Origin of the sequence: Streptomyces sp. NPDC053750 (genome assembly GCF_044544295.1) — a bacterium.
In the GTDB taxonomy this organism is placed as follows: domain Bacteria; phylum Actinomycetota; class Actinomycetes; order Streptomycetales; family Streptomycetaceae; genus Streptomyces.
This window is the reverse complement of record NZ_JBITXB010000002.1, coordinates 309,718-333,269: the sequence shown is the minus strand read 5'-3', so window position 1 is coordinate 333,269 and position 23,552 is coordinate 309,718. Positions and strand designations below refer to the sequence as shown.

General features: G+C 73.0%; 24 protein-coding genes and 1 pseudogene. 10 read left to right on the top strand and 15 right to left on the bottom strand.

Annotated elements, in window-relative coordinates:
• The first annotated feature begins 28 nt into the window (after positions 1-28).
• From ACIGO6_RS06930 to ACIGO6_RS06920, 3 genes are read left to right on the top strand one after another with little or no spacing between them, the layout of a single operon-like run.
• Positions 29-784 (top strand): (Fe-S)-binding protein, encoded by a 756-nt coding sequence (locus tag ACIGO6_RS06930; protein ID WP_399872367.1) that lies wholly within the window; start codon positions 29-31, stop codon positions 782-784.
• Positions 781-2,274: a lactate utilization protein B gene (locus ACIGO6_RS06925; protein WP_399872364.1), complete on the top strand. Its 1,494-nt coding sequence runs from the start codon at positions 781-783 to the stop codon at positions 2,272-2,274. Before ACIGO6_RS06930 ends, ACIGO6_RS06925 begins: the two co-directional genes overlap by 4 nt.
• Positions 2,271-2,903, top strand: coding sequence for a lactate utilization protein C (locus ACIGO6_RS06920; protein ID WP_399872361.1), 633 nt, complete (start codon positions 2,271-2,273; stop codon positions 2,901-2,903). The genes ACIGO6_RS06925 and ACIGO6_RS06920 overlap by 4 nt, the downstream gene beginning before the upstream one ends.
• A 9-nt stretch (positions 2,904-2,912) precedes the next feature.
• Here ACIGO6_RS06920 and ACIGO6_RS06915 read toward each other — a convergent pair whose 3' ends face one another.
• Positions 2,913-3,569 carry a hypothetical protein gene (locus ACIGO6_RS06915; RefSeq protein ID WP_399872358.1) on the bottom strand — a complete coding sequence of 219 codons (657 nt, stop codon included), beginning with the start codon at positions 3,567-3,569 and terminating at the stop codon, positions 2,913-2,915.
• 147 nt (positions 3,570-3,716) lie between these two features.
• Here ACIGO6_RS06915 and ACIGO6_RS06910 point away from each other — a divergent pair, with 147 nt between their 5' ends.
• Together ACIGO6_RS06910 and ACIGO6_RS06905 are read left to right on the top strand one after the other, a co-directional pair.
• Positions 3,717-4,499 (top strand): ABC transporter ATP-binding protein, encoded by a 783-nt coding sequence (locus tag ACIGO6_RS06910; protein ID WP_399873592.1) that lies wholly within the window; start codon positions 3,717-3,719, stop codon positions 4,497-4,499.
• 3 nt (positions 4,500-4,502) lie between these two features.
• A complete protein-coding gene (locus tag ACIGO6_RS06905; protein ID WP_399872355.1) occupies positions 4,503-5,813 on the top strand; it encodes an FtsX-like permease family protein in 1,311 nt (436 codons plus the stop codon).
• Positions 5,814-5,906: 93 nt separating this feature from the next.
• Here ACIGO6_RS06905 and ACIGO6_RS06900 read toward each other — a convergent pair whose 3' ends face one another.
• Both ACIGO6_RS06900 and ACIGO6_RS06895 read right to left on the bottom strand, forming a co-directional pair.
• Positions 5,907-6,269: a cupin domain-containing protein gene (locus ACIGO6_RS06900; protein WP_399872352.1), complete on the bottom strand. Its 363-nt coding sequence runs from the start codon at positions 6,267-6,269 to the stop codon at positions 5,907-5,909.
• Positions 6,270-6,347: 78 nt separating this feature from the next.
• Positions 6,348-7,322, bottom strand: coding sequence for a pyridoxal-phosphate dependent enzyme (locus ACIGO6_RS06895; RefSeq protein ID WP_399872349.1), 975 nt, complete (start codon positions 7,320-7,322; stop codon positions 6,348-6,350).
• A gap of 320 nt (positions 7,323-7,642) precedes the next feature.
• On the opposite strand from ACIGO6_RS06895, the gene ACIGO6_RS06890 reads away from it, so the two are divergent.
• Positions 7,643-7,786, top strand: a complete 144-nt coding sequence (locus tag ACIGO6_RS06890; protein WP_399872347.1) for a hypothetical protein — start codon at positions 7,643-7,645, stop codon at positions 7,784-7,786.
• A gap of 58 nt (positions 7,787-7,844) precedes the next feature.
• On the top strand, positions 7,845-8,645 hold the full coding sequence (locus tag ACIGO6_RS06885; RefSeq protein ID WP_399872344.1) for a class I SAM-dependent DNA methyltransferase: 801 nt from the start codon (positions 7,845-7,847) through the stop codon (positions 8,643-8,645).
• Between the two features lie 48 nt (positions 8,646-8,693).
• Here ACIGO6_RS06885 and ACIGO6_RS06880 read toward each other — a convergent pair whose 3' ends face one another.
• Positions 8,694-8,996 (bottom strand): hypothetical protein, encoded by a 303-nt coding sequence (locus tag ACIGO6_RS06880; protein WP_399872341.1) that lies wholly within the window; start codon positions 8,994-8,996, stop codon positions 8,694-8,696.
• Between the two features lie 191 nt (positions 8,997-9,187).
• On the opposite strand from ACIGO6_RS06880, the gene ACIGO6_RS06875 reads away from it, so the two are divergent.
• Together ACIGO6_RS06875 and ACIGO6_RS06870 are read left to right on the top strand one after the other, a co-directional pair.
• Positions 9,188-10,852 carry an alkaline phosphatase D family protein gene (locus ACIGO6_RS06875; protein ID WP_399872338.1) on the top strand — a complete coding sequence of 555 codons (1,665 nt, stop codon included), beginning with the start codon at positions 9,188-9,190 and terminating at the stop codon, positions 10,850-10,852.
• A 198-nt stretch (positions 10,853-11,050) separates the two neighbouring features.
• Positions 11,051-12,412 carry an alpha-lytic protease prodomain-containing protein gene (locus ACIGO6_RS06870; RefSeq protein ID WP_399872337.1) on the top strand — a complete coding sequence of 454 codons (1,362 nt, stop codon included), beginning with the start codon at positions 11,051-11,053 and terminating at the stop codon, positions 12,410-12,412.
• Positions 12,413-12,428: 16 nt separating this feature from the next.
• Here the strand turns inward: ACIGO6_RS06870 and ACIGO6_RS06865 are convergent, their stop codons facing one another.
• The 9 genes and pseudogenes from ACIGO6_RS06865 to ACIGO6_RS06825 form a co-directional block, all read right to left on the bottom strand.
• Positions 12,429-13,514, bottom strand: a complete 1,086-nt coding sequence (locus ACIGO6_RS06865; RefSeq protein ID WP_399872335.1) for a serine hydrolase domain-containing protein — start codon at positions 13,512-13,514, stop codon at positions 12,429-12,431.
• Positions 13,511-14,431, bottom strand: a complete 921-nt coding sequence (locus ACIGO6_RS06860; RefSeq protein ID WP_399872332.1) for a DUF6895 family protein — start codon at positions 14,429-14,431, stop codon at positions 13,511-13,513. Before ACIGO6_RS06860 ends, ACIGO6_RS06865 begins: the two co-directional genes overlap by 4 nt.
• Positions 14,428-15,402 carry a DUF6895 family protein gene (locus ACIGO6_RS06855; RefSeq protein WP_399872330.1) on the bottom strand — a complete coding sequence of 325 codons (975 nt, stop codon included), beginning with the start codon at positions 15,400-15,402 and terminating at the stop codon, positions 14,428-14,430. Before ACIGO6_RS06855 ends, ACIGO6_RS06860 begins: the two co-directional genes overlap by 4 nt.
• Positions 15,399-16,106, bottom strand: coding sequence for a hypothetical protein (locus tag ACIGO6_RS06850; RefSeq protein WP_399872328.1), 708 nt, complete (start codon positions 16,104-16,106; stop codon positions 15,399-15,401). The genes ACIGO6_RS06855 and ACIGO6_RS06850 overlap by 4 nt, the downstream gene beginning before the upstream one ends.
• 21 nt (positions 16,107-16,127) lie before the next feature.
• Positions 16,128-16,316: a hypothetical protein gene (locus tag ACIGO6_RS06845; RefSeq protein WP_399872325.1), complete on the bottom strand. Its 189-nt coding sequence runs from the start codon at positions 16,314-16,316 to the stop codon at positions 16,128-16,130.
• A 128-nt stretch (positions 16,317-16,444) separates the two neighbouring features.
• Positions 16,445-17,101: a class I SAM-dependent methyltransferase gene (locus ACIGO6_RS06840; protein WP_399872322.1), complete on the bottom strand. Its 657-nt coding sequence runs from the start codon at positions 17,099-17,101 to the stop codon at positions 16,445-16,447.
• Between the two features lie 142 nt (positions 17,102-17,243).
• Complete coding sequence (locus ACIGO6_RS06835; protein ID WP_399872319.1) at positions 17,244-18,242, bottom strand: mechanosensitive ion channel family protein; 999 nt, start codon at positions 18,240-18,242, stop codon at positions 17,244-17,246.
• A gap of 382 nt (positions 18,243-18,624) precedes the next feature.
• Positions 18,625-19,464: pseudogene (locus ACIGO6_RS06830) on the bottom strand (cytochrome c oxidase assembly protein); the annotation flags it as partial.
• Positions 19,464-20,042: a DUF2243 domain-containing protein gene (locus ACIGO6_RS06825; protein WP_399872318.1), complete on the bottom strand. Its 579-nt coding sequence runs from the start codon at positions 20,040-20,042 to the stop codon at positions 19,464-19,466. The gene ACIGO6_RS06825 and the pseudogene ACIGO6_RS06830, both read right to left, overlap by 1 nt.
• Positions 20,043-20,268: 226 nt before the next feature.
• Here ACIGO6_RS06825 and ACIGO6_RS06820 point away from each other — a divergent pair, with 226 nt between their 5' ends.
• On the top strand, positions 20,269-20,694 hold the full coding sequence (locus ACIGO6_RS06820) for a pyridoxamine 5'-phosphate oxidase family protein (protein WP_399872315.1): 426 nt from the start codon (positions 20,269-20,271) through the stop codon (positions 20,692-20,694).
• A 57-nt stretch (positions 20,695-20,751) separates the two neighbouring features.
• On the opposite strand, the gene ACIGO6_RS06815 is transcribed toward ACIGO6_RS06820, so the two are convergent.
• Positions 20,752-22,878 carry an MMPL family transporter gene (locus ACIGO6_RS06815; protein WP_399872313.1) on the bottom strand — a complete coding sequence of 709 codons (2,127 nt, stop codon included), beginning with the start codon at positions 22,876-22,878 and terminating at the stop codon, positions 20,752-20,754.
• 123 nt (positions 22,879-23,001) lie between these two features.
• A complete protein-coding gene (locus ACIGO6_RS06810; RefSeq protein WP_399872311.1) occupies positions 23,002-23,508 on the bottom strand; it encodes a MarR family winged helix-turn-helix transcriptional regulator in 507 nt (168 codons plus the stop codon).
• Positions 23,509-23,552: the final 44 nt, after the last annotated feature.

The window sequence follows — 23,552 nt, the reverse complement described above, 5'->3', positions numbered from 1 at the left end:
ATCCGATGATCAACCCCAAGGAGCCGCGATGCGTGTCGCCCTGTTCCTGACCTGCGTCAACGACACGCTCTATCCGGACACCGGCCGTGCCGTGGTGAAGCTGCTCAGCCGACTGGGCGTCGAGACCGACTTCCCGATGGCCCAGACGTGCTGCGGGCAGGCGCACTACAACACCGGGTACCGGCACGAGGCGGAGCCGCTGGCCCGGCACTTCTCCGACGTGTTCAAGGACTACGACGCGATCGTGACGCCGTCGGGTTCGTGCGGTGCGATGGTGCGGGAGCTGTATCCCCGCATGGGCGAGCGGGCCCGCGCCGAGGGCCGCGGGGACTCCCTCGCGGCCACGCTGGCGCCGGTGGTGCCGAAGACGTACGAGCTGACCGAGTTCCTCGTGGACGTGCTGGGGGTGACGGACGTGGGGGCGTACTACCCGCACACGGTGACGTACCACCCCACCTGTCACGGGCTGCGGAGTCTGGGGCTCGGCGACCGGCCCCGGCGGCTGCTGGAGGCGGTGAAGGGGCTGGAGCTGGTCGAGTTGCCGGGCGCGGAGGAGTGCTGCGGCTTCGGCGGCACGTTCGCCGTGAAGAACTCCGACGTCTCGGCGGCGATGGGCACGGACAAGGTGCGCAACGCCGAGTCGACCGGCGCGGACGTGCTGTGCGCGGCCGACAACTCCTGTCTGATGCACATCGGCGGGACGATGGCACGGCTGCGGACGGGCATGCGGCCGGTGCACATCGCGGAGATCCTGGCGAGCACGGAGGAGGCGGTGACCGTATGAGCGGCACGTTCGTGGGGATGCCGGCCTTCCCCGAGGCCGCGCGTACGGCGGTGCGCAACCCGACCCTGCGCGGCAATCTGCGCCACGCCACGCACACCATCCGGGACAAGCGGGCCCGTGCGGTCGCGGAACTGGACGACTGGGCGGCGCTGCGCGAGGCCGGGAAGCGGATCAAGGACCACACGCTGCGCCACCTCGACCGCTACCTGGTCCAGGTGGAGGAGGCGGTCACCGCGGCCGGCGGGACCGTGCACTGGGCCGCCGACGCCGACGAGGCCAACGCGATCGTCGCCCGGCTGGTCAAGGAGGCCGGCGGCAGTGACACGGAGAAGCACGAGGTCGTCAAGGTCAAGTCGATGGCCACCCAGGAGATCGGGCTCAACGAGGCGCTGGAGGCCGAGGGCATCCACGCCTACGAGACCGATCTCGCCGAGCTGATCGTGCAGTTGGGCAAGGACCGGCCCTCGCACATCCTGGTGCCGGCGATCCACCGCAACCGGGGCGAGATCCGGGACATCTTCCGCTCCGAGATGAGCGAGTGGGGCCGTCCGGCGCCCGCCGACCTCACCGACACGCCCGCCGAACTCGCCGAGGCGGCCCGGCTCCACCTGCGGGAGAAGTTCCTGCGGGCCAAGGTCGGCATCTCCGGCGCCAACTTCATGGTCGCCGAGACCGGCACGCTCGTGGTCGTGGAGTCCGAGGGCAACGGCCGGATGTGCCTGACCCTGCCCGAGACGCTGATCTCGGTCGTCGGCATCGAGAAGATCGTGCCGACCTGGCAGGACCTGGAGGTCTTCCTGCAGACCCTCCCCCGCTCCTCGACGGCCGAGCGCATGAACCCGTACACGTCCATGTGGACCGGCACCACCGACGAGGACGGGCCGCGCACCTTCCACCTGGTCCTGCTCGACAACGGCCGCACCGACACCCTCGCCGACGAGGTCGGCCGCCAGGCCCTGCGCTGCATCCGCTGCTCGGCCTGCCTGAACGTCTGCCCGGTGTACGAGCGGGCGGGCGGCCACGCCTACGGCTCGGTGTACCCGGGCCCGATCGGCGCGATCCTCAGCCCTCAACTGCGGGGCACGGGCAGCGAGATCGACGCCTCCCTGCCCTACGCCTCCTCGCTGTGCGGTGCCTGCTACGAGGTGTGCCCGGTCGCCATCGACATCCCCGAGGTGCTGGTGCACCTGCGGGAGCGGGTGGTCCAGGGCGGCCCGGCCGTCCGGCAGGGCAACAAGGTGGTCCTGAAGCCGGCCAAGGGGCACGCCGCCGAGCGGGCGGCGATGCGGGCGGCACAGTGGGCGTTCACGCACCCGGGGGCGCTGCGCACGGGGCAGCGGCTGGCGTCGCGCACCCGGCGCTTCCATCCGCGCACGCTTCCCGGTCCCGGCCGGGCGTGGAGCGGCAGCCGGGACCTTCCCACGGTGCCGGCGGAGCCGTTCCGGGACTGGTGGCAGCGCACGCACGGTGGGAAGGACGGGGTCAAGTGAGCAGCAGGGAACGCATCCTGGGCCGGGTGCGGCGCGCCCTCGCGGACGTGCCGGCCGACGAGGCGCCGATCGCGCGGGACTACCTGCGTGAGCACGGGCGGCGGAGCGTCGCGGAGACGGTGGAGCTGCTCGCCGAGAACCTGGCGGACTACCGGGCGATCGTGCATCGCTGCACGGAGGGCGAGCTGCCCGGTCTCCTCGCGCGGCTCCTGGCGGCACACGGCACACGGAGCGTGGTGGTGCCGCCGGGGCTGCCGGCCGACTGGCTCGAAGGGGTCGACGCGGCCCTCGTGCAGGACCGTGCTCAGAGCACCCCGCACGAGCTCGACCAGGTGGAGAGCGTGGTCACGGGCTGCGCCGTCGCCGTCGCCGAGACCGGCACGATCGTCCTGGACGGCTCCCCCGACCAGGGGCGCCGCCGCATCACCCTCGTCCCCGACCACCACATCTGCGTCGTCCGGGTGCCCGACCAGGTCGTCGCCTCCGTCCCGCAGGCCCTCGAACGCCTCGACCCGGCCCGCCCGTTGACATGGATCTCCGGTCCGTCGGCGACCAGCGACATCGAGCTGGACCGGGTCGAGGGGGTGCACGGTCCGCGCACCCTCGAGGTGGTGCTGGTGGGCGGGTGAGCAAGTCCGTCAGTCGGCCTCTTCCAGCACCACCGCGTCGAGGGTGCCCTCCACGATGCGCTGCCGGGGCAGGGAGAGGCCGAAGACCTGCCCGAGGACGTCGAGTGCGGTGCGGTGCACGAGCTCCGGGTCGGCGTTCTCGTCGGGCAGTCCGGCGGCGGACAGCAGCGGCTCGATCCGCCGTACCCACTCGGGATCCCCGTCGACGCCGTCGTAGCCCCAGGAGTGGTCCAGGTGCAGATTGAAGCCGCACCTGAACCGGTCGTCGTGGTAGTACGCGAAATACGGCGGCACCGGTTTGCCGTTCTCCTCCTCGTACTCGAGGTGGAAGAGGTGCACTCCCCCGCGTGAGACCGCCGCCCGGCCCACCAGCTCGCCCATCCAGCCGCCGTGGCAGACCGCGAACGACCAGTCGCCGTCCCGCCCGTGGCGCAGGGCGAGCCCGTCCCGGACATCACCGCAGAGGTCGTCCAGCAGCTCGTTGACCTGGCGGCCGGTCAGCTCGCCGACGGGGCGCGGCGTGTACGGGGCGTACGGGGTGTCGAAGGCGCTCGCGGCGATGCGGGACACCAGTTCTCCCGGAGTCACGTCGCGGGACATCAGCACACTGTGGCCGCTGAAGTCGACGCACTTGGGTTCGGCGAGCCACGTTATTCCGTCGGTCATGGCGATCATGGTGACGCATCCCGGTCCGGGGTGTCACTGAGTACACCCCCCGATACGGGTTCTGCGCCCAGTGTGGCCGGGCCGCCGCTTCCGTAGCGTCATGGACGAGGCACAGCACAGGGCGGTGCCGCACGGAGGGTGATGACGATGTTTCGCACCGGCGCACGCAACCACGAACCGGGCCCCGCCTCCGAGGCGCTCCGCCTCGTCAAGGTGACCCGGTCCTACGGCACCGCCGAGAACGCCGTGACCGCGCTGGACGGGGTGACCCTCAGTCTGGGCCGCGGCACGTTCACCGCGGTGATGGGGCCGTCGGGGTCGGGCAAGTCCACGCTGCTGCAGTGCGCGGCGGGGCTGGACCGGCCGGACAGCGGCATCGTGTGCGTGGACGGCACGGAGCTGACCGGGGGCGACGAGGCGGAGCTGACCAGGTTCCGGCGCGGCCGGGTCGGGTTCGTGTTCCAGCAGTACAACCTGCTGGAGACGCTGACGGTCGCGCAGAACACGGTGCTGCCGCTCAAGCTCGCCGGGCGGCGCGTCGACCGGAAGCGGGCTCGGGAGATCCTGACCTCGGTCGGTCTCGGGGACCGGCTCGGCCACCGCCCCGACCAGCTCTCCGGCGGCCAGCGGCAGCGGGTGGCGATCGCCCGTGCCCTGGTCACCGAGCCCCGGGTGATCTTCGCGGACGAGCCGACGGGTGCGCTGGACACCCGCAGTGCGCGACAGGTGATGCTGCTGTTGCAGGAGGCGGTGCGGGTGCACGGGCGGACCGTGGTGATGGTGACGCACGACCCGGTCGCCGCCTCGTACGCCGACTCGGTCCTCTTCCTCGCCGACGGACGGCTGGCGGGGCGGATGGACGCCCCGACCCCGGACGCGGTCGCGGAGCGGCTCGCGCACCTGGGCGACGACATGACGGTGGGGGTGTGAGCGATGTTCGAACTGGCTCTGCGGTCGATCCGGCGACGTCCCGGACGGTTCCTCGCGACGCTGCTGTCCGCCTTCCTGGGCGCGGCGATCACCATGACGTTCAACTCGATGCACGACACGGCCGGGCAGGACGGGGTGGACCCGGTCAGCTCGAACACGCTGGGCACGGCGGCGGGGGTGGTCGGAGGCTACGGAACGCTGCTGGTGTTCTTCGCGGTGGCCTCGACGCTGACGGTCAACGTGCGTCAGCGCACCCGTGAGCTGGAGCTGCTGCGCTGCTCGGGGGCGACCCCGGCGCAGATCAAGCGCATGGTCGTGGGCGAGGCGGTGGCGGTGGCCCTGGTGGGCACGGTGCTGGCGATCGGTCCGGCGATGCTCGGCGGCCTGGCGCTGCTGGAGATGTTCCAGGACACCGGCCAGGTGGCGCGGTCCGTCGACTACTCCTTCGGGCCCATCGCGCTGATGAGCGGCGTCGCCATCACGCTGATCGCGTCGGCGGGTGCCGCGTTCCTGGCGGTGCGGCGGGTGACGCGCGGCAGCCGGGAGCGGGCGGGAGCCAAGCGCTTCCTGGCCCGTGCCGCCCTGGCCACCGGGGCCGCGGGGGCCTGCGCCACCTTCCTGTTCTCCGCGACGGACGAGGCGCTGATGGCGCCGCCGGCCTACGGGGCGATCCTGCTGTCGGTCGGTTTCGCGCTGCTGTCGCCGCGGCTGCTCAAGGGCGTGCTCGACCGGTTGCCGCTGAGCGGCGCGAGCGGCTGGCTGGCCGTGCGCAACCTGCGCGAGCGGGCCGCTCACCTCGCCGGTGTCCTGATGTCGCTGATCCTGTTCACGGCGGTGTCGACGGCGACGGTCACCATGCAGGCGGTGGAGAGCGACGCCGTGAAGGCCTCCGGTCTGGTCAAGTCGGTCGACGCCAAGAACCTGGAGACGCTCAACCTGACGGTGGTCGGCATCATCGCGGTGTTCGTCTGCGTGATGCTGGTCAACTCGCTGTACGCGGCGACGACGTACCGCGCCCGTGAGTTCGGTCAGCAGCGGCTCGCGGGGGCGACGCCCCGGCAGGTGCTCGGCGTGGTCGGCGTCGAGGGTCTGATCCTGACGGTCACGGGGGTGTTCTTCGGGACGGTGGCCGCGCTGGCCGGGGTCGTGCCGTTCACGGTCGTGCGGACCGACGCGGTGCTGCCGGACCAGTTCCTCGGCGTCTGGCTCGCGATGGCGTCGGTGTCGGCGGCGGTGACGCTGGGGACGAGCCTGGGAACGGCCCGGCGGGTGCTGCGTACCCCGGCGGTGGGGGCGGTGGCCCTGGCCGCATGACCGGCCTGTGGTGCGAGGGGGTGACCGTCACGGCGGTCGCCCCCTCCCGCGTTGCCCGCCGGTCGCCGCCGGGGCGAGGCGCCGGGTGTCGCGCTAATCGGCCTTGGCGTACTCCTTGGCCATGACTCCGGCGAAGTCGTACACCACGCACTGTTCGTCGCCCACGACCCAGGCGTCGTGGCCGGGCGAGCAGACGAAGACGTCCCCGGGGCCCACTTCGCTCTCGGTGTCGTCGTCCGCCATGTGCACGCACATGCGTCCCTGCACGACGTAGCAGTTGTGGTGGATCATGCAGCTCTCGGTGCCCGCGATGGGCGCCACCGACTCCGACCAGCGCCAGCCCGGTTCGAAGGTGGCGACGGCGAAGTCGAGTCCCTCCATGTGCACGGCCTCGAGATGCCCGCGGGGGAAGTCCCGCCGCTCGTCCGGCTTGTCGAGCGTCTTGGCCTCGAACATGACGCTCCTCCTTTCCCTGTCCCCACCACTCCATCGTCCGCCTGTCAACTCGGCGCCGCCATCCGGGGAACCCCCGGGTCAGCGGGGTGTGCCGCAGAGCTCGGCGAAGCGGGCGGCGTCCACGTTGCCGCCGGAGAGGATCACGCCGACCCGGCGGGGCAGCGGGCCGGCGCGGCCGGTGAGGAGGGCGGCCAGGGGCGTGGCCCCGCTCGGTTCGAGGACGATCTTCAGGCGCTCGAACGCGAACCGCATCGCCTCCCGGATCTCGTCGTCGGACACCAGCACGACGGCGTCGAGCAGCCGCCGGTTGAGGGAGAAGGTCAGCTCGCCCGGGGTGGGCAGGGCCTGGCCGTCGGCGATGGTGTGCGGGACCGGGACGGTGACGCGCCGGCCCGCCTCCAGGGAGCGCTTGGTGTCGTCGCCGGCCTCCGGTTCGACGCCGATCACCGCGGTGCCGGCGTACAGGCCCTTGGCGGCGGTGGCGCTCCCGGCGATCAGACCGCCGCCGCCGACCGGTGCGACGAGCGCGCCCAGCTCCCCCGTCTCCTCGACGAGCTCGAGGGCGGCGGTGCCCTGGCCGGCGATGACGTGCGGATGCTCGTAGGGCGGGACGACGGTCAGTCCCCGTTCGGCGGCCAGGGCCTCGGCGACGGCGACGCGGTCGCCGGTGTAGCGGTCGTAGGTGACGATCTCGGCGCCGTAGCCGGCGGTGGCCTCCCGCTTGGCGGGCGGTGCGTCCTCGGGCATGACGATCACCGCGGTGGTGCCGAGTTCCCGGGCGGCGAGGGCGACGGCCTGGGCGTGGTTGCCGGAGGAGTAGGCCGCGATGCCCCGGGCCAGCTGCTCGGGCGTGAGGCGGGAGGCCGCGTTGTAGGCGCCGCGGAACTTGAAGGCGCCGACCCGCTGGAAGTTCTCGCACTTCAGGAACACCTCGGCGCCCACGCGGGCGTCGAGGGTGCGCGAGCGCAGCACCGGGGTGCGGTGCGCGACGCCCTTGATGCGGGCGGCGGCGGAGCGGACGTCGTCGAAGGTCACCGGCGGAGTCGTCGTCACGCGTGGTGAGCCTACCCGTCCGGTGACGGGTCCGGCCGTTCGGATCCGATGGGTGTGCTGCGGATCGGAGACGAACTCCCGACGGCCGGAGAGGTCGTCGTCGCCACCGCCGTCACCCCCGACACGGGCCTTCGCCCAGCTGGGGCAGTTCATCGCGCACAAGGCCCGCAAGGCCAGGGTGCCGGTGGTGTACGTCGATCCGCAGCACCACAGCCAGTGGCGCCCGTTCTGCAAGACACTGCGGGCTCGTCACCGCGTCCGGTCGCCGGGAGGACGTCCTGAACTGCCCCCACCCGTCCGGGCGCGAGCTGAAGGAGTGCATGTCCCAGCACGGCTACGTCGCCCGCTTCTACGAGGCCGGCCCCGCCGGCGACTGCTGGACGCTCCAGGGGATCGACACGGCTCTCCTCGGCGGCCCGGCCCTCACCGTCACGACGGTCCTGTTGCTGCGCCGCCGGGTCTGACACCCTCGACGGCACCCTCCTCACCGTTCCCACCCCTCGCACGGAGGTCGACCCGCTCATGCCCAAGGACGCCAGGTCCCCGAAGAAACTGCGCAGCAACCGCGCCGCGCTCACGCACAAGGTCGGATACGCACTGCGCCACCCCGAGCGCGTCGGCCCCTATGTCCGCCGGGCCGGCCGGGACGCGTGGCTGCGGCTCAAGCACCCCGACCACGTCGGCTACTACCGGGCGGTGATGGCCTCCGACACCCGCCGCAACCCGGAGGCCGCGGTGGGCAGCCGGACCCACGACCGCTGGCTGGCGCTCGGACAGATGCAGTTCGACTACCTGATCGAGCACGGGCTGCGGCCCGAGCACCGCATGCTCGACATCGGCTGCGGCAACCTGCGCGGCGGCTGGCGCTTCATCGACCACCTCGACACGGGCCACTACTACGGCATCGACATCTCGCCGGACATCCTGATCGCCGCCAAGAAGACCCTGACCGAGCGCGGGCTCCAGGCCAAGCTGCCCCACCTGACCATCACCGGGGACCTCAGGCTGGAGTTCCTGCCCGACGACCACTTCGACGTCATCCACGCGCACAGCGTCTTCTCGCACTCGCCGCTGCACGTCATCGACGAGTGCCTGGCGCACGTCGGCCGCGTCCTGACCGACACCGGGTTCTTCGACTTCACCTTCGACCGCACCGAGGGCACCGAACACCAGGTGCTCCGCGAGGACTTCTACTACCGCACCGACACCCTGCTCACGCTGGCCGCCCAGCACAACCTGCACGCGCGGTTCATGGAGGACTGGGAGAAGCGGCCGCACGGCCAGTCCAAGATCCGCGTCAGCCGCGCCCCGCTGCCGTCTTAGGCACTGGTCGCCAAGAATCCGGGGCCGGACCGTACCGTCGTCCGGCCCCTACGGCCGCGGGTCGACGTGCCGCCGTCCCGGTCTCGCACCGGCACCTCGGCGGCCGGCCGCGGCGCAGCGGGGGCAGACCCGGCGGACGGCGTCGGCCGCGCCGCCGGCCTCGGGCAGCGCATCGGTCCAGGTCACCGCGGGGAACCGGGTCAGCTGCGACCGGTGCAGGGACAGTCCGCACACGGTCTCGTTCCTCCCCTGCTCCCACGCGTGCACCTCGCCGGCCGGCAGCCAGCGGTTGTCCTCCTGGTCCCACCAGCGGCCGGAGGCCGCCACGTCGTAGCGCCGTGTCCTGGCCATCTGCTCCGCCCGCCACCTTCCTCCACCGCGTACCCGCCCCGGGCCCCCACCGGGTGCCCCGGGCGGACGGCGCACACACACGCGCGTACCGCCTCCTGTGTGATCACTCCCGCACGCCATTCCTGTTTTTGGCGTTTTGTCTGCCTAGCATGCGGCGTCCGCGCACCGCTGACAGTACGAGAGGACACCCGATGGCGCCCACGGGCCGTCGCAGCGCACTGGCCGAGCACGCCTTCTCCCCGCACGACGCCGTGATGGGCGCCGCCCTCCGGCATCTTCGCCGCCGGCGGTTCCTCACCGTCACGGCGGCCGCCGCCGCGCTCGCCTTCACCACCAATCTGCCGGCCCGCGGCGCGGTCGCCGCCCCCCTGCGCGACGCCGCCCGGATCAGCAAGGACCCGTTCACGCTCGGCGTCGCCTCCGGCGATCCCCTGCCGGACTCGGTGCTGCTGTGGACCCGGCTGGCGCCCGAACCGTTCCTGGAGGACGGCGGGATGGGCACGGAGCGGGTGACGGTGGAGTGGGAGGTGGCCCTCGACGAGTACTTCGCGACCGTCCTGTTCCGGGGCAGCGTCGAGGCCCACGCCGAGTACGCCCACAGCGTGCACGTCGACGTCAAGGGTCTGATGCCGGGCACCGTGTACCACTACCGCTTCCGGACCGGTGTCTGGCTCAGCCCGACGGGCCGCACCCGCACCGCGCCGGCCGCGGGCAGCGCCACGTCGGCGCTGCGCCTGGCGGCCGTCGCCTGCCAGGCCTACCAGGACGGCTACTACACCGTGCACCGCCACCTCGCGCAGGACGACGTCGACGTGGTCTTCCACCTCGGCGACTATCTGTACGAGTACGCGGTGAACCCGGCGGGCGGGGAGCGCCGTTACACCGACGTCACCCTGCCGGACGTCTTCAACCGCGAGACGATGACGCTCGCGGACTACCGGCTGCGCTACGCGCTCTACAAGAGCGACGAGGACCTGCGGGCCGCGCACGCCGCGCACCCGTTCGTCGTCACCTGGGACGACCACGAGACCGAGAACAACTACGCCGGCGGCATCCCGGAGAACGCCATCCCGCCCGAGGAGTTCCTGCTGCGCCGGGCCGCCGCCTACCGCGCCTACTGGGAGAACCAGCCGCTGCGCGCCGCCCAGCTGCCCCAGGGACCCGACGCGCAGCTCTACCGTCGGCTGCACTGGGGCACGCTCGCCCAGTTCGACATCCTCGACACCCGCCAGTACCGCTCGGACCAGGCCTACGACGACCGGCCGCACGCCCCCGGGCCCGAGTCGGACGACCCGGCGCGCACCATCACCGGGGCCGCGCAGGAACAGTGGCTGATCGACGGCTGGCGGAGCTCGGCCGCACTGTGGAACGTCATGCCCCAACAGGTCTGCTTCTCCCAGCGCAAGTTCGACACGACCGCCGACGCTCCGCTCTCGATGGACGCCTGGGACGGCTACCGCGCCTCACGCGACCGGGTCGTCACCGGAGCGAGGTCGGCCGGGGTCGACAACTGGCTGGTCCTCACCGGCGACGTGCACGTGGGCTACGCCCTCGACATCAAGGAGGACTTCGACGACCCGGCGTCCGCCACCGTCGGCACGGAGGTCACCTGCACCTCGGTGTCCAGCGGCCGGGACGGCGCGGAGCAGCCCGCCAACCGGGACCTGTACCTGCGGGCCAACCCGCACATGAAGTTCTACGACGGCAGGCGCGGCTACGTCCGGGTCGCACTGGACCGTCGGGCGGCCCGCCTCGACTTCAGGACCGTCTCCGCCGTCACCACCCCGGGCGCCCCCGTGACCACCGCCGCGTCCTTCGTCACCGAGGCCGGCGCGCCGGGGCTGCAGCCCGTTTGAGCCGGGCCCGGCGTACGGCCCTCCTCCGCGTACTGCACTTGGCACCCACGGCGTCCCCCGTACCGCGTAAGACGTCCGGGCCCGACATTGCCGCGGATCTTTGCGGCAAGACCTATGACCTCGCCGCAGTCGCAGCGTGAACCACGGTCCCTCACTGATCCCCGCTGTCTCGCACAGCCCTCGAAGGAGGCACATCGCATGGTCGGCAGACATGCCGCGCGCAGCCGTCGCGCAGCCCTGACCGCGCTCGGCGCGCTGGTCCTGACCGCGTTCCCGTCGGCCGCCACGGCCGCGTCGGCGCCGCTCCCCACCGCTCCCCGGACGCTCGGCGCCGACACACCGTCGGCACAGGTACTGCGTGCCATGGAACGGGACTTGGGGCTCACGCCGGACCAGGCGGCGGACCGTCTGGTCAACGAGGCCGACGCGGGCACCCGCGCGGGCCGGCTGCGCAACGCGCTGGGCGACCACTTCGGCGGGGCCTGGCTGAGCGGCGCGACCGCGGCCGAACTGACCGTCGCCACCACCAGCGCCGCGGACACCGCCGCGATCGAGGCGGAGGGCGCGCGGGCCGCCGTCGTCCAGAAGAGTCTGGACCAGCTCGACGAGATCAAGGACCGGCTGGACGCCGCCGCCGACCGCATGGAGACCGCGGACACACCGGTCTGGTACGTGGACGTACCGGCGAACCGGGTCGTGGTCCGGGCCACCGGCGAGTCGGCCGCCAGGACCTTCGCCGAGACCGCGGGCGTCGCGGCCCAGGACGTGCACGTCCAGGTGTCGGCGAACCGGCCGCGGCTGCTGGAGGACCTCGTCGGCGGCGACGCCTACTACATCGACGGCCGGGCCCGCTGCTCCGTCGGCTTCTCCGTCACCAAGGGCACCCAGCAGGGCTTCGCCACGGCCGGGCACTGCGGCGGGCCCGGCGCCACGACGACCGGGTTCGACCAGGCCGCCCAGGGCACGGTCCAGGCGTCGACCTTCCCCGGCAAGGACATGGCCTGGGTGGGCGTCAACGCCAACTGGACGGCCACGCCGGACGTCAAGGCACAGGACGGCCAGCGGGTGCAGATGACCGGCTCGGTCGAGGCCCTCGTGGGCGCGTCGGTCTGCCGTTCCGGCTCCACCACCGGATGGCACTGCGGCACCGTCCGGCAGCACGACACCAGCGTCAGCTACGCGGAGGGCACCGTCGACGGGCTCACCGAGACCACGGTGTGCGCGGAACCCGGCGACTCCGGCGGCCCCTTCGTCGCGGGCACCCAGGCCCAGGGCACCACGTCCGGCGGCTCCGGTGACTGCACGAGCGGCGGGACCACGTTCTTCCAGCCGATCAACCCGCTGCTCAGCGACTTCGGCCTCACCCTGAGGACCACGTCCTCGGCGTCGACGCCCGCACCGCAGGACAACGCGGCGGCGGACGCGTGGGCCGCGGGCCGGGTCTACGAGGCCGGGGCCACGGTGACCCACGCGGGCCTGCGCTACCGGTGCCTGCAGAGCCACCAGGCGCAGGGTGCGGGGTCGCCCGAGAGCACCCCGGCCCTCTGGCAGCGGGTCTGACGGGCCGCGGTTCCCGCTATCCCGTGGCGAGGAACGCGTAGGCGGTGGCGACGAACGGGTCGCGGGCGCGGAACCGCCGGGTGCACACCGCGGCCAGGGCCGTGCCGGTGTCGGGTCTGAAGCCCAGGAACGCCTGCTGGCCCAGGGTGGCGCCGCTGTGGAAGTACAGCGGCCCGCCGTCGGCGGGGTGCCGGAACCACGCCACCGTGTGCACGTGCCGGTGCCCCGCCCCGCGCCGCAGCACCGGCACCCGCACCGCCCGCAGCGCGCCGGCTGCCGGTGAGCCGGCCGGGTCGAGGTGGGCCTCGAGGAAGGCGAGCAGGTCGTGCGGGGTGGACCGGACGGCCCCGGCCGCCTGGAAGCCGCCCGCGTCGAAGGCCGGCACGGGGGTGCGGCCGTCCTTGCGGTGCCCGGTGGCGTCGGTCTTGGGGTCCTCCGCGTGCAGGGCCGTACCCCTCAGGCCGAGCGGGCGCAGGACCTGCCCGGTGAGCAGGTCCTCCCACGCGGTGCCGGTGGCGGCGGCGACGGCGTGTCCGAGCAGGGAGACGCCGTAGTTGGAGTAGTGCCAGCGGGTTCCGGGGCGGTGCCTTGTTCCGTGGCGCAGGAAGGCGTCGGTCAGCCGCTCGGCCGGGTAGCGGGCGTACGGGTTGGTGCGCCAGGCGGGCAGGGCGCGGCCGAAGAAGTCGGCCGGCAGGGCGGGCAGGCCCGACGTGTGGGTGATGAGGTGGGCGAGCGTCGCGGGAGCCGGGCCGACCCGCCGCCCCGGGTCCAGGCAGGCGGCGGCCGGTTCGCCCCCGGTGAGCACCCCGCGCCGGATCAGCCGGGCCAGCAGCAGCCCGGCGAACGCCTTGGAGGCCGACCCGATCTCGTAGCGCAGGTCCTCGCGGGGGACGTCGGGGGGCGGGGCGGTGCCGCCGCTGTGCAGGGTGCGCCGGCCGTGCCGGGAGACGGCGAAGACGACGTCCGGGGCGTCGCAGGCGTCGACGGCGGCGGCCAGCCGCTCGCGCAGAGCGGCCGTCTCCTCGGCCGTCTCGGGTACCGGCGCGGCGCCGTCGTCGTCGGAGGGGTCGCCGCCCGGCCAGGGTGTGGGGCGGCCTCTCATGACGTGGGACGCGCCATCGCGCTGAGGGCGCGTGAGGTGGCCAGCACGGAGGCGAAGGCGGCGACCAGCGTCGGGTGGTAGACCATGTCGAAGACCGTGTCGGAGTCGCCCTCGGGCATCGTCCGTACGGCGGGCATGGCGCCGTCGGGCTGCTGCGCGGCGGCGAAGCCCTGCCAGGCGGCCTCGTCCAGGGTGGGCCGGGGCAGGCAGGCGTCGACGACGAGGAGTTCGCCGAGCAGGTCCCAGCGTTCCAGGTCCAGCCAGTCGTCGATCCAGACCGGCAGCCAGGTGGCGAGGTAGTCGGCGACGGGCGGCGGCAGGCCGTCGGTGTTCTCCCCCCAGTCGGTGAGGTGGAAGACGGTGTGCGTGATGTCGTAGGCGGTGTGGCCCTCGACCGTCCACGGCTCGGGGGTGCCGGCCAGCCAGGTGGTGGCGGCCGGTTCGGCCTCGGGCGGCCGGGCCGTCAGGCCGAAGCGGCGCTGGAAGGCGGACAGCCCCAGGCGCCGGGTCGGTGACACCGCGGACCGCACCCAGCTGTCCAGCCGGTGGTTGAGGGCCGTGGCGCACTCCAGCTCGGGCTGGCTGTGGCCCAGCTCCTTGAAGGGCAGGTACACCTCGAACGGCACGGGCGAGAACGGCTCGATGCGCTGCCCGCGCACCAGCATGCGACCGCCGTCCAGGGTGTCCCGCCAGGCGTGGTCGAGCAGTTGGCGGGCCAGCTGTGCCTGCCGGGACCCGGCGACGCCCTCCCGGAAGAGCACCTTGCAGACGAGGGCGAGTTCGCCGATCGGCTTGAAGCGTTCCAGGAACCCGATCTCGGGGTCCACGTCCTCCTCCAGCCGGAATCCGTCCCGGTGGGCCCACAGCCACTCCAGGGCCTGGACGCCGACGCGGTGGATCAGGCGGGTGTCGGTCATCGCGACGCTCCTTGTCCGACGTGCTCCGCCACCCCGAGCCGCGCCGTGGTCAGGGCCGCCGCGAACGCCGCCATGAGGGTGGAGTGGTAACAGTCCGTGAACGCGTAGGGGTCCTGCCCGGGGGCGGACCGGGGCGTGGGCCGTGGGGCGGGCCCGGCGGCGGCTCGCTGGGCGGCGGCGCCCTCCTCCGGTATCGCGCCCGACGGGTGCTGGGCCGCCGCGACACGGTGCCAGGCGTCCTCGAGGACGGCCGGCTCCGGCAGGTCCGGCAGGCTCGCCGCCACCGCCAGCAGCTCACAGCTCAGGTCCCACATCCGGGCCTCCACGCAGGTGTCCAGCCAGGACGGCAGCCAGTGCAGCAGATACTCCGTCAGGTCCGGCGGCACCCCTTCGGGGGCGGTTCCCCAGTCGGTGAGGTGGAAGACGACGTGGGTCAGCGCGTAACCGGCCGCGCGTTCGAAGGTCCACGGCTCCGGCAGGCCGCCCAGCCAGGTGCGGCCCAGCACCGGCGGCACCGGTCCGTGCGGGTTCAGTCCGCTGCGCCGCTCGGCCTCGAGGACTCCGAGCCGCCGGGTGGGGTACTGCTCGGTCAGGCGCCAGCCGCGGGTCCGGGACACCACGGCGGCGGACGCCTCGTAGCCGGGGTGGCGGTAACCGGCCGAGGCGAAGGCCGCGTACACCTCCAGCGGGTAGGTGGCGAAGGGCTCCAGCGACTGCATCAGCGGGAAGAGCTCGCCGCGGCAGGTCTGCCGCCAGGCGAAGTCCAGCAGGTCGGCCACGAGGGTGTGGAGCGGGTCCGACGGTGGGGTGCACGTGGACACGGTCGCGCAGACCCGGGCCAGTTCGCCCAGTGGTTTCCAGGTGCGGTTCACCTGACCGTCGGCGGCCAGCGCGTCGTCGCCGAGCGCGAAGCCGTCGCGGTGGGCCAAGACCCAGGCCAGTGCGGCCTCCTCGACCTGCCGCGCCGTCACAGGAGCACTCCGGCCTGCATCAGCCGCGCCGCCTCCAGTTGGAGGGCGACCCGCGGGTCGTCGCCGCCCATGAGCCGCACGAAGTCGAGCCCCGCCTCGAGGCCGAGGGTGTCGGGCACCCCGTCCAGGAGGGTGAGCCAGCGCCCGGCTCCGGCCGCCTGCCGCCAGTCGCGGCGGCGTACCGCCCGTACGAAGCCCCGGGCGACGTCCACCGGGCGGCGGCGGGCCGCACGGGACACCGCGCACTCCTCGCCGGGCAGGGCGAGCGGGGCGAGTACGGCGAGCTGGTGGGTCAGGTGTTGCCAGCCGGCGTCGTCGAGCCAGCAGGCGTCGGGTTCCGCGGCGCCGTCGTCGGCGAGCGGGTCGCCCAGGGGTTGTTCGAGCCGGCGCAGGCCACGGGCCATGGCCCAGTGGCTCCACACGACGGTGGGGGCCGCGTCGTCGCGCGGCGGGTGGGCCGCCACCGCCTCCTTGAAGGCGGCCAGTTGTGCGGGGTCGGGCGGATGCCGCAGGAGGACGGTGGGCAGCAGCGTGTCGGCGCCCAGAACGCGTACCGCGGCGCATGCGATGCCCGCGCCCGCACCGCCCGCCGTCAAGGTGCCCCCCGCTCGCGCATGGTCTCCGCTCCGAAGAGCGGAGACCACGTCCGAAGCGAGGTCCAGCACCGTTCCCTGAAGAAGGACTGACGTGCTCGACTGCTCCATTTCCCTGCTCCCGTCGCTCCGTCAGCCCTTCTTCGGGCGCGGGGTGGGGGGCGAGAGCAGCAGATGGCCGCCACCGGAGTGGAGCGCGAGGCCGGCGCACTCGCGGCTGTCCCGGAAGACCCCGTCCTGCTCGGCGGGGTCGAGTACGGCTTCGACGTCGATGATCTCGCTGCGGGTGACTTCCTCGAGTGCCTTGTCCTTGGCGGGCATTTCACCATCTCCTCTGGTAGCCATAGGCCTTCACGCCGGCCTCGTCACCAGGAGTGTCCGGGAAGTCACAAAACATGCATCTCTTCTCAAAAAACTCAGGTCATAGTTTTCTCAACAAATCGGACACATCACGCCTCGGTGCGCCCCGGGGAGACCCGCCGCAGCCGCCACACGTGGTCCTCGCGGTATCCCTCGGCACCCTCGGGTGAGGCGCTCGGCCTGCGGACGGTCTCCATGGTCTCGACGGCCCACTCGCCGTCGGGCAGGGCGAGTTCGGCCAGGACCCCGTCCAGGGTGGGGAAGACGTGGTCGAACGGCGGTTCGGTCTGCCACGACGGCCAGCCGGCGTGCATGACGACCAGCAGGGTGCCCCCGTCCGCGACGGCGTGTGCGGCGCCGCGCAGCACCGCCTGCTGGTCCAGCGCGACCGGGGACTGCAGGTAGTGGGCGCTCACCAGGTCGAAGGAGCCCTCGGGGAACGACCGGCCCAGCTCGTGGCGTTCCCAGGCGACGCGGTCGCCGACCCCGGCCTCGGCGGCGTGCCCGGCGGCGCGTTCGAGCGCGGTGCCGGAGATGTCCACGCCGGTGACCCGCCAGCCGCGCGAGGCGAGCCACACGGCGTCCGCGCCCTCGCCGCAGCCCAGGTCCAGCGCGGTGCCGGGGGCGAGGTCGCTCGCCTCGCGGACCAGCAGCTCGTTGGGGCGGCCGCTCCAGACACGGCCGGTGTCGCGGTAGCGGGACTCCCAGAACTCCGCGGCGGGAGCCGGTACCGGAGTGTCGGTCATGGTGCCTCCTGAGGAACGGACGGGCTCGTCTGTCGGGCAGGGCGCGCGACGACCGCGGCCCCGCCTGTGTGCAGGCTGCACCCGCCGGCACCGCGCGGGCGAACATGTTTGCCGATACGGCAACTTCGGCTGCGCCCCGGGTTCAGCGCAGGGCGTCGGCGGAGCCGGGCTCCCGGGTGTCGCCGCGCATCCACACGGTCCGCGCGAAGGGGATGTCGATGCCCGCCTCGTCCAGGGCGTCCTTGACCCGGCGCCGCAGCTCACGGGTGACGCCCCACTGCTGGAGCGGCACGGTCCTGACCGCGAGACGCACGGTGACCCCGTCGGTGTCCAGCGACTGCACGCCCCACACCGAGACGTCCTCGAGCAGGAGGTCCGCGTAGTCGGGGTCCTCGCGCAGCGTGCGGCCGGCCTCCTCCAGTACCCGGTAGACCGTGTCGAGGTTCGCGTCGTAGGTCACGGCGACATCCAGGACCGCGCGCGCCCATTCCTGGCTGTCGTTGCGGACCCGCAGGATCTCGCCGTTGCGGATGTGCCACAGACCGCCGTTGAGGTCGCGTACGTGCGTCAGCCGCAGGCCCACGTGTTCCACCTCGCCCACGGCCTCGCCGAGGTCGACCGAGTCGCCGACACCGTACTGGTCCTCGATCATGATCAGCAGCCCGGACAGATAGTCGGCGACCAGGCTCTGCGCGCCGAAGCCGATCGCCAGGCCGACGACGCCCGCGCTGGCGAGCAGCGGACCCAGGGCGATGCCCACCTGGTCGAGCACCATCGCCACGCCGACCATGAACAGCACGATGGTCACGGCGCTGCTGAGCACCGAGCCGATCGTCCGGGCCCGCTGCTCGCGGCGCTGCCGCGCCCGGGACCGGTCGCGGTGCAGTACGGCGGCCCCGCGGACCGACCGTCGCGGCCTGCCGCCCTCGTTCTCGCCGGCCGACGGCTCCAGCACGCGCTGGACGACCCGGGTGATGGCCCGCTTGGCCACCGCGCGCACCACCAGCAGGACGACGACGATGAGCGCGATGCGCAGCGGTATCCCGATCAGTGCCGCGGTGTGGTCGCCGGCCCAGTCCGACCACGAGGCCGCCGACTGCGCGTCCGTGGCCGGTCCGGTGGGCGGGGCTGTGTGCGTCATCGGCTCGAGTGCTCCGTTCCTGGGCGGTCGTGTGTCCCTGCCGTCGGCACCCCCTACCCACGGACGGAACGAACATGACCACCCATCGAACGCCCACTCAGCCCTTGTGTTCGACGCTCACCCCTTACATCCGACCGTTGCATCCCTTATGCCCGACGGTTGCGTCATCTTCACGCGGCGACGGCCCATCACCGGCGCCGGCCCGGGCACCCGCAGGGAAGTCGTCCACAGCGGAGGGGGGATCTGCGGCGTGGTCACCGTTGCCGTCGTACTGCTGCCCGGACTGGGGCTGCTTCTGTTCGCCATGACGTGCCTGGAGGACCGGCTCTTCGGCGACCCGAGTCCCGCCCGGCACGCCCGGCGCCGGCATCTGCGTCTGCTTCCGGGCGGTCGGCCGGACACGGCGCTCGGGGCGCCAGGTGGCCACCAGCGCCGCGGCGAGCAGCAGCTCGGCGACGTCCCCGGCGTAGTACATGATCTCCGCGCCCTGCCGGACCCGGTCGACGGGCGCGTGGACGTGGACGAAGAACCCGCCGTACATCGCCTGGGCGATCAGGGCGTGAGCGGCGACGGCGACGCCGAGATACACCAGCCGGGCGGGTACCCCGGGCCGCGCGGGGGCCGGATCGGGGCCGGCTACGGCGTGGGCGAAGAGGAGCCCGGAGACCAGGAAGTGGGCGTTCATCAGCCAGTGCCCCGCGGGGTGGCCCATCGCCGCGTCGTATAGCGGGGTGAAGTACAGCAGCCCCAGGGTGCCGGTGCTCAGCACGAGCGCCACGGCGGGGTGGGTGAGCAGCCGCGCGGGGCGACTGTGCAGCAGTGCGGTCAGGCGGCGGGCGTGGACCGGTGGCAGGGTGCGGAGCGCCAGCGTGACCGGCGCGGCCAGGACCAGCCCGAGGGGGGCGTACATGCCGATGAGCATGTGCTGGGCCATGTGTCCCCGGAAGTCGGTGTGCGCGGCCGGTCCCAGGGGCGGCAGCAGGGCGAGTGCCAGTACGGCCAGCCCGCCGAGGAACGACGCCGACCGCCGACCGCTCCAGCCCTGCACGGGGTTGCGGCGACGGGCCCGGCGTACGGCGAGCAGGTAACCCCCGGCCGTGGCGAGCAGGAGGGTCAGCAGCAGCGCGGTCGGCGCGGCCTCCAGCACACCGGCGCCGGTGCCGGGGCTGTCGTGGTGCAGGGGGTGGGTGCCGTCGTGGGTGCCATGGTCGGCGCCGTCCATCAGGCGTGGTCTCCGGCCCGGCCGGCGCCCCGGCTCGCACCGTGGGGGGCGTCGGGGTCGAAGGGCTGCCCGGCGCGCTGGAGCAGGTGTCCACCGGCCAGGAACAGGGCGCCGAGGAGGAGGAAACCGGCGTCCCACCATGCCTGGTCGGGGCCGGCGTAGACATGGTGAATGCCCAGGACATGGTGGTCGAGGACGCCTTCGACCAGGTTGAACAGACCCCACCCGGCCAGGATCCAGCCCCACAGCACCCGTGAGGTCCACACCGCCCGCCGGTTGCGCGTGACCCGGGAGTACAGCAGAGCGAGGCCGAGCAGGACGGCGACCCAGCACACCGCGTGGAAGATGCCGTCCCATACGGTGTTCATCTCCAGCCCGGAGACGGTGTCCGGGTTGTAGTACTTCACGCCGATGCGGTCCTGGTTGGTGCTGGTGAGCATGTGATGCCACTGGAGGAGCTGGTGGAGCAGGATGCCGTCGACGAAGCCGCCGAGCCCGACTCCGAGGACGATGCCGGGCAGTCGGATGCTGTGGGGTGCCGTCGTGGTCGCTCGGGTCTCGCCCGGCGTGGTGGCCATCGCTGTACTCCGTCCCGTCGGCGGTGTGCGCAGACCTTCGGGTCACGGTTTTCCCCGTCGGCGGTCCGGCGTCACCCACTGGCCGGATGCTTACGCCGTTTTCCGTCGAACTCGTCGTGGCTCGCATCGCTCTTGCGGCGCTGCCGGAGGGCGGCGCACGGCGGTGGCACACAGGGCGGTCATGATGTTCCGGACGGGGCACCCGCAGCGCACGCAAGGAGATCCGATGAACACTGAGGTACGGGACGACGCGGACGCGGAGTTCGTGCAGTTCTGGCAGGAGCGCCGGGTGTGCTTCCTGTCGACGCCGCGCGCCGACGGCACCCCGCACCTGGTCCCGGTCGGGGTGACGTACGACCACGCCACCCGCACGGCCCGGGTCATCACGAGCCGGAGTACCGCGAAGGTGCGCAACGTCGAGCGGGCCGGGCGTCCCGTCGTCGCCGTGAGCCAGGTGGACGGCAGGCGCTGGTCCACCCTGGAGGGCGTCGCGACCGTACGGGACGACGCCGAGGCGGTCCGGGACGCGGAGGCCCGGTACGCGGCCCGCTACCGGCAGCCCCGGGCGAACCCGGCGCGGGTCGTCATCGAGATCAGCGTGCGGCGCTGTCTCGGCACGGTGCGGCCCGGCGCGGACACGCCGGGCCGGTGACGGTGTCGTCGTGCACTCCCCCGCACTCCCCCGGGCGGCGGAGCGCACGACGGCACGTCAGCCCGCGTCGGTGGGGCGGGAGCCGGCGGTACCGCCCGCCGCAACCGGTGTCCGGCGGCCGAGGCGGCCGGGCCACCACGCGACGGCGCCGATGTCCCGGGCGAGCGCCGGGACCAGCAGGGAGCGCACCACCAGGGTGTCCAGCAGGACGCCGAAGGCCACGATGAAGGCGATCTGCAGCAGGAAGGCCAGCGGGATCACGCCGAGGGCGGCGAAGGTGGCGGCGAGGACGACACCGGCGGAGGTGATCACGCCACCGGTGGCGGTCAGCCCCCGCAGGATGCCCTGCCGTACACCGTGGTGCAGCGATTCCTCCCGTACCCGGGACATGAGGAAGATGTTGTAGTCGACGCCGAGGGCGACCAGGAACACGAACCCGTACAGCGGGACGGAGGCGTCGGTGCCGCTGAAGCCGAACACGTGGGTGAAGACGAGGGCCGACACCCCGAGGGTGGCCAGGAAGTTCAGCGCCACCGTCGCCACGAGCAGCACGGGCATCAGCAGGCTGCGCAGCAGGAAGATCAGGATGACCAGGATGATGGCGAGCACCACGGGCACGATGAGCGTGCGGTCGTCCGCCGCGGTGCGCTGGGTGTCGTACTGCTGGGCGGTGTACCCGCCGACGAGGGCGTCCGCGTCGGGGACCGCGTGGACGGCGGACCTCAGCCGGGCCACCGTGCTCTTGGCGGCGTCGCTGTCCGCCGGTGCCTGCAGCGTGGCGTCGATCCGTACCCGTCCGTCCACCACCTTAGGGTCACCGCCGCCGGGGCGGCCGGAGTCGGTCAGCGCGACGGCGGAGGCAACGCCGCTGGTGTCGCGGGCGGCCGTCAGGACCGGGTCCAGCCGGTCGGCGTCGGCGATGATCACGGCGGGCTGGCCGGAGCCGCCCGGGAAGTGCCGCGCCAGGGTCTGCTGGGCGGCGACGGACGGGGCGTCGTTCACGAAGATCTCGTCCAGCGGCACGCCCTTGGAGGACAGGGTGGGCGAGAAGGCGGCGCAGGCGAGCAGCGCGGCGAGGGAGACCGCCCAGACGCGGCGCGGCGCCCGGTCCACCAGGTCGGCGACGCGCCGCCACAGCCGGTGCCCCGCTTCGAGGTCGCCGGCCGGGGCGGGTTTGGCCGGCCAGTAGGCGGCCCGGCCGAGCAGGACCAGCACGGCGGGCAGGAAGGTGAGGGTGCTCAGCACGGCGCAGACGATGCCGATGGCCCCGACCGGTCCGAGCGCCCGGTTGTTGGTCAGGTCGCTGAGCAGCAGCGCCAGCAGGCCCATGGCGACGGTCGCCGCGCTGGCGACGACGGCTCCCCAGGACTCGCGCAGGGCGGCGCGCACGGCGCTGAAGCGGTCCGGGTGCCGGGCCAGTTCCTCGCGGAAGCGGGCGGTGAGCAGGAGCGCGTAGTCGGTGGCGGCTCCGATGACCAGGATGGAGAGGATGCCCTGGACCTGCCCGTCGACGCGTACGACGCCGCGGTCGGCGAGCGCGTAGACGATCGCGCAGGCGAGGCCCAGCGCGAAGACGGCGCCGAGGATGATGACCAGGGGCAGCAGGACGCTGCGGTAGACGAGCAGCAGGATCACCAGCACGGTGACGAGCGCGACGCCGAGCAGCAGGCCGTCGATGCCCGCGAAGGCGTCGGAGAGGTCGGCCTGGGAGGCGGCCGGACCGGCCAGTTGCGCCCGCGTCCCGGGCACTTGGTCCACGGCGTCGCCGATCCGTTCCAGGACGTCGGGCAGTTGCTCGCCGAGGTCGGGCCTGAGCTGGACGACGGCCTGGAGGGCCTCGCCGTCGCGCGAGGGCAGGGCGGGCGTCGGGGGGCCGACGACTCCGGGTCCGCCCTCGAGGGCCGCGACCGACCGGGTGGCCGCGGCCCGGTGCTCGGTGACGGCGCCGCCTCCGTCCGCGGTCCACACGACGACCACCGGGAGGGTCTCGTCCTCCTGGAAGGCCTCCTGCGCGTCGATGACCCGGGTGGACTCGGCGCTGCGGGGCAGGAAGGCGGCCTGGTCGTTGGTGGCGACCTCGCCGAGCTTTCCGGCGTACGGGCCGAGCGCTCCGCCGATGCCGAGCCAGACCAGCAACAGGACGACGGGGACGAGCCAGCGGGCTCGTCGGGAGGGAATGGACATCGGTCTTCAGGGCTCCAGGTCTCCGGCGGCGGGAAAGTGTCTCGATGATAAACAATCTCAATGATTGAGTTATTGATAGGGGGCGTGCCGTGCGACGTCGTGCGTCACGGACCCGTCAGGACGTCAGCGGTCGTCCGACCGCACGAGGCTCAGTTCCTCGTTCATCGCCGTCAGGAAGCGGACCACGACCGCCAGTTCGCCGTCGTCGAAGCGCGAGCGGGTGGCGGCCGCGGCCTCGGCCAGGGGACGGAAGTACGTCCGGGCCGCCACCTGGGCGTCGGGCACGTAGCGCAGATGGACGACCCGGCGGTCGGCGCTCTCCCGGACCCGGCGCACGTGCCCCGCGCGCTCCAGCCGGTCCACGCACGCCGTCACCGCGCCGGAGGTCAGCCCCAGGTGTTCGCGCAGCCGCCCCGGTGTCATGGGCTCCCGCGCGTCCAGGATCGCCGCGAGCGCCTGCACGTCGGTGGCGTGCAGGCCGTGGGTGCCGGCGAATTCCTGCACGAGACGGTTGATCTCGCCGTTCATCCGCCGCAGCTGTGTGGCGAGGGCCTGCAGGTCGCTCGCCTCGGGCCTGGATCCGGTCGCCTGATCGTGCGCGTGCTGTCCGCGCTGGTTCGCTGTCGCCACGTGATCAGCGTATAGAAGGCCCGACTCCGGCCACGGCGCGTCCT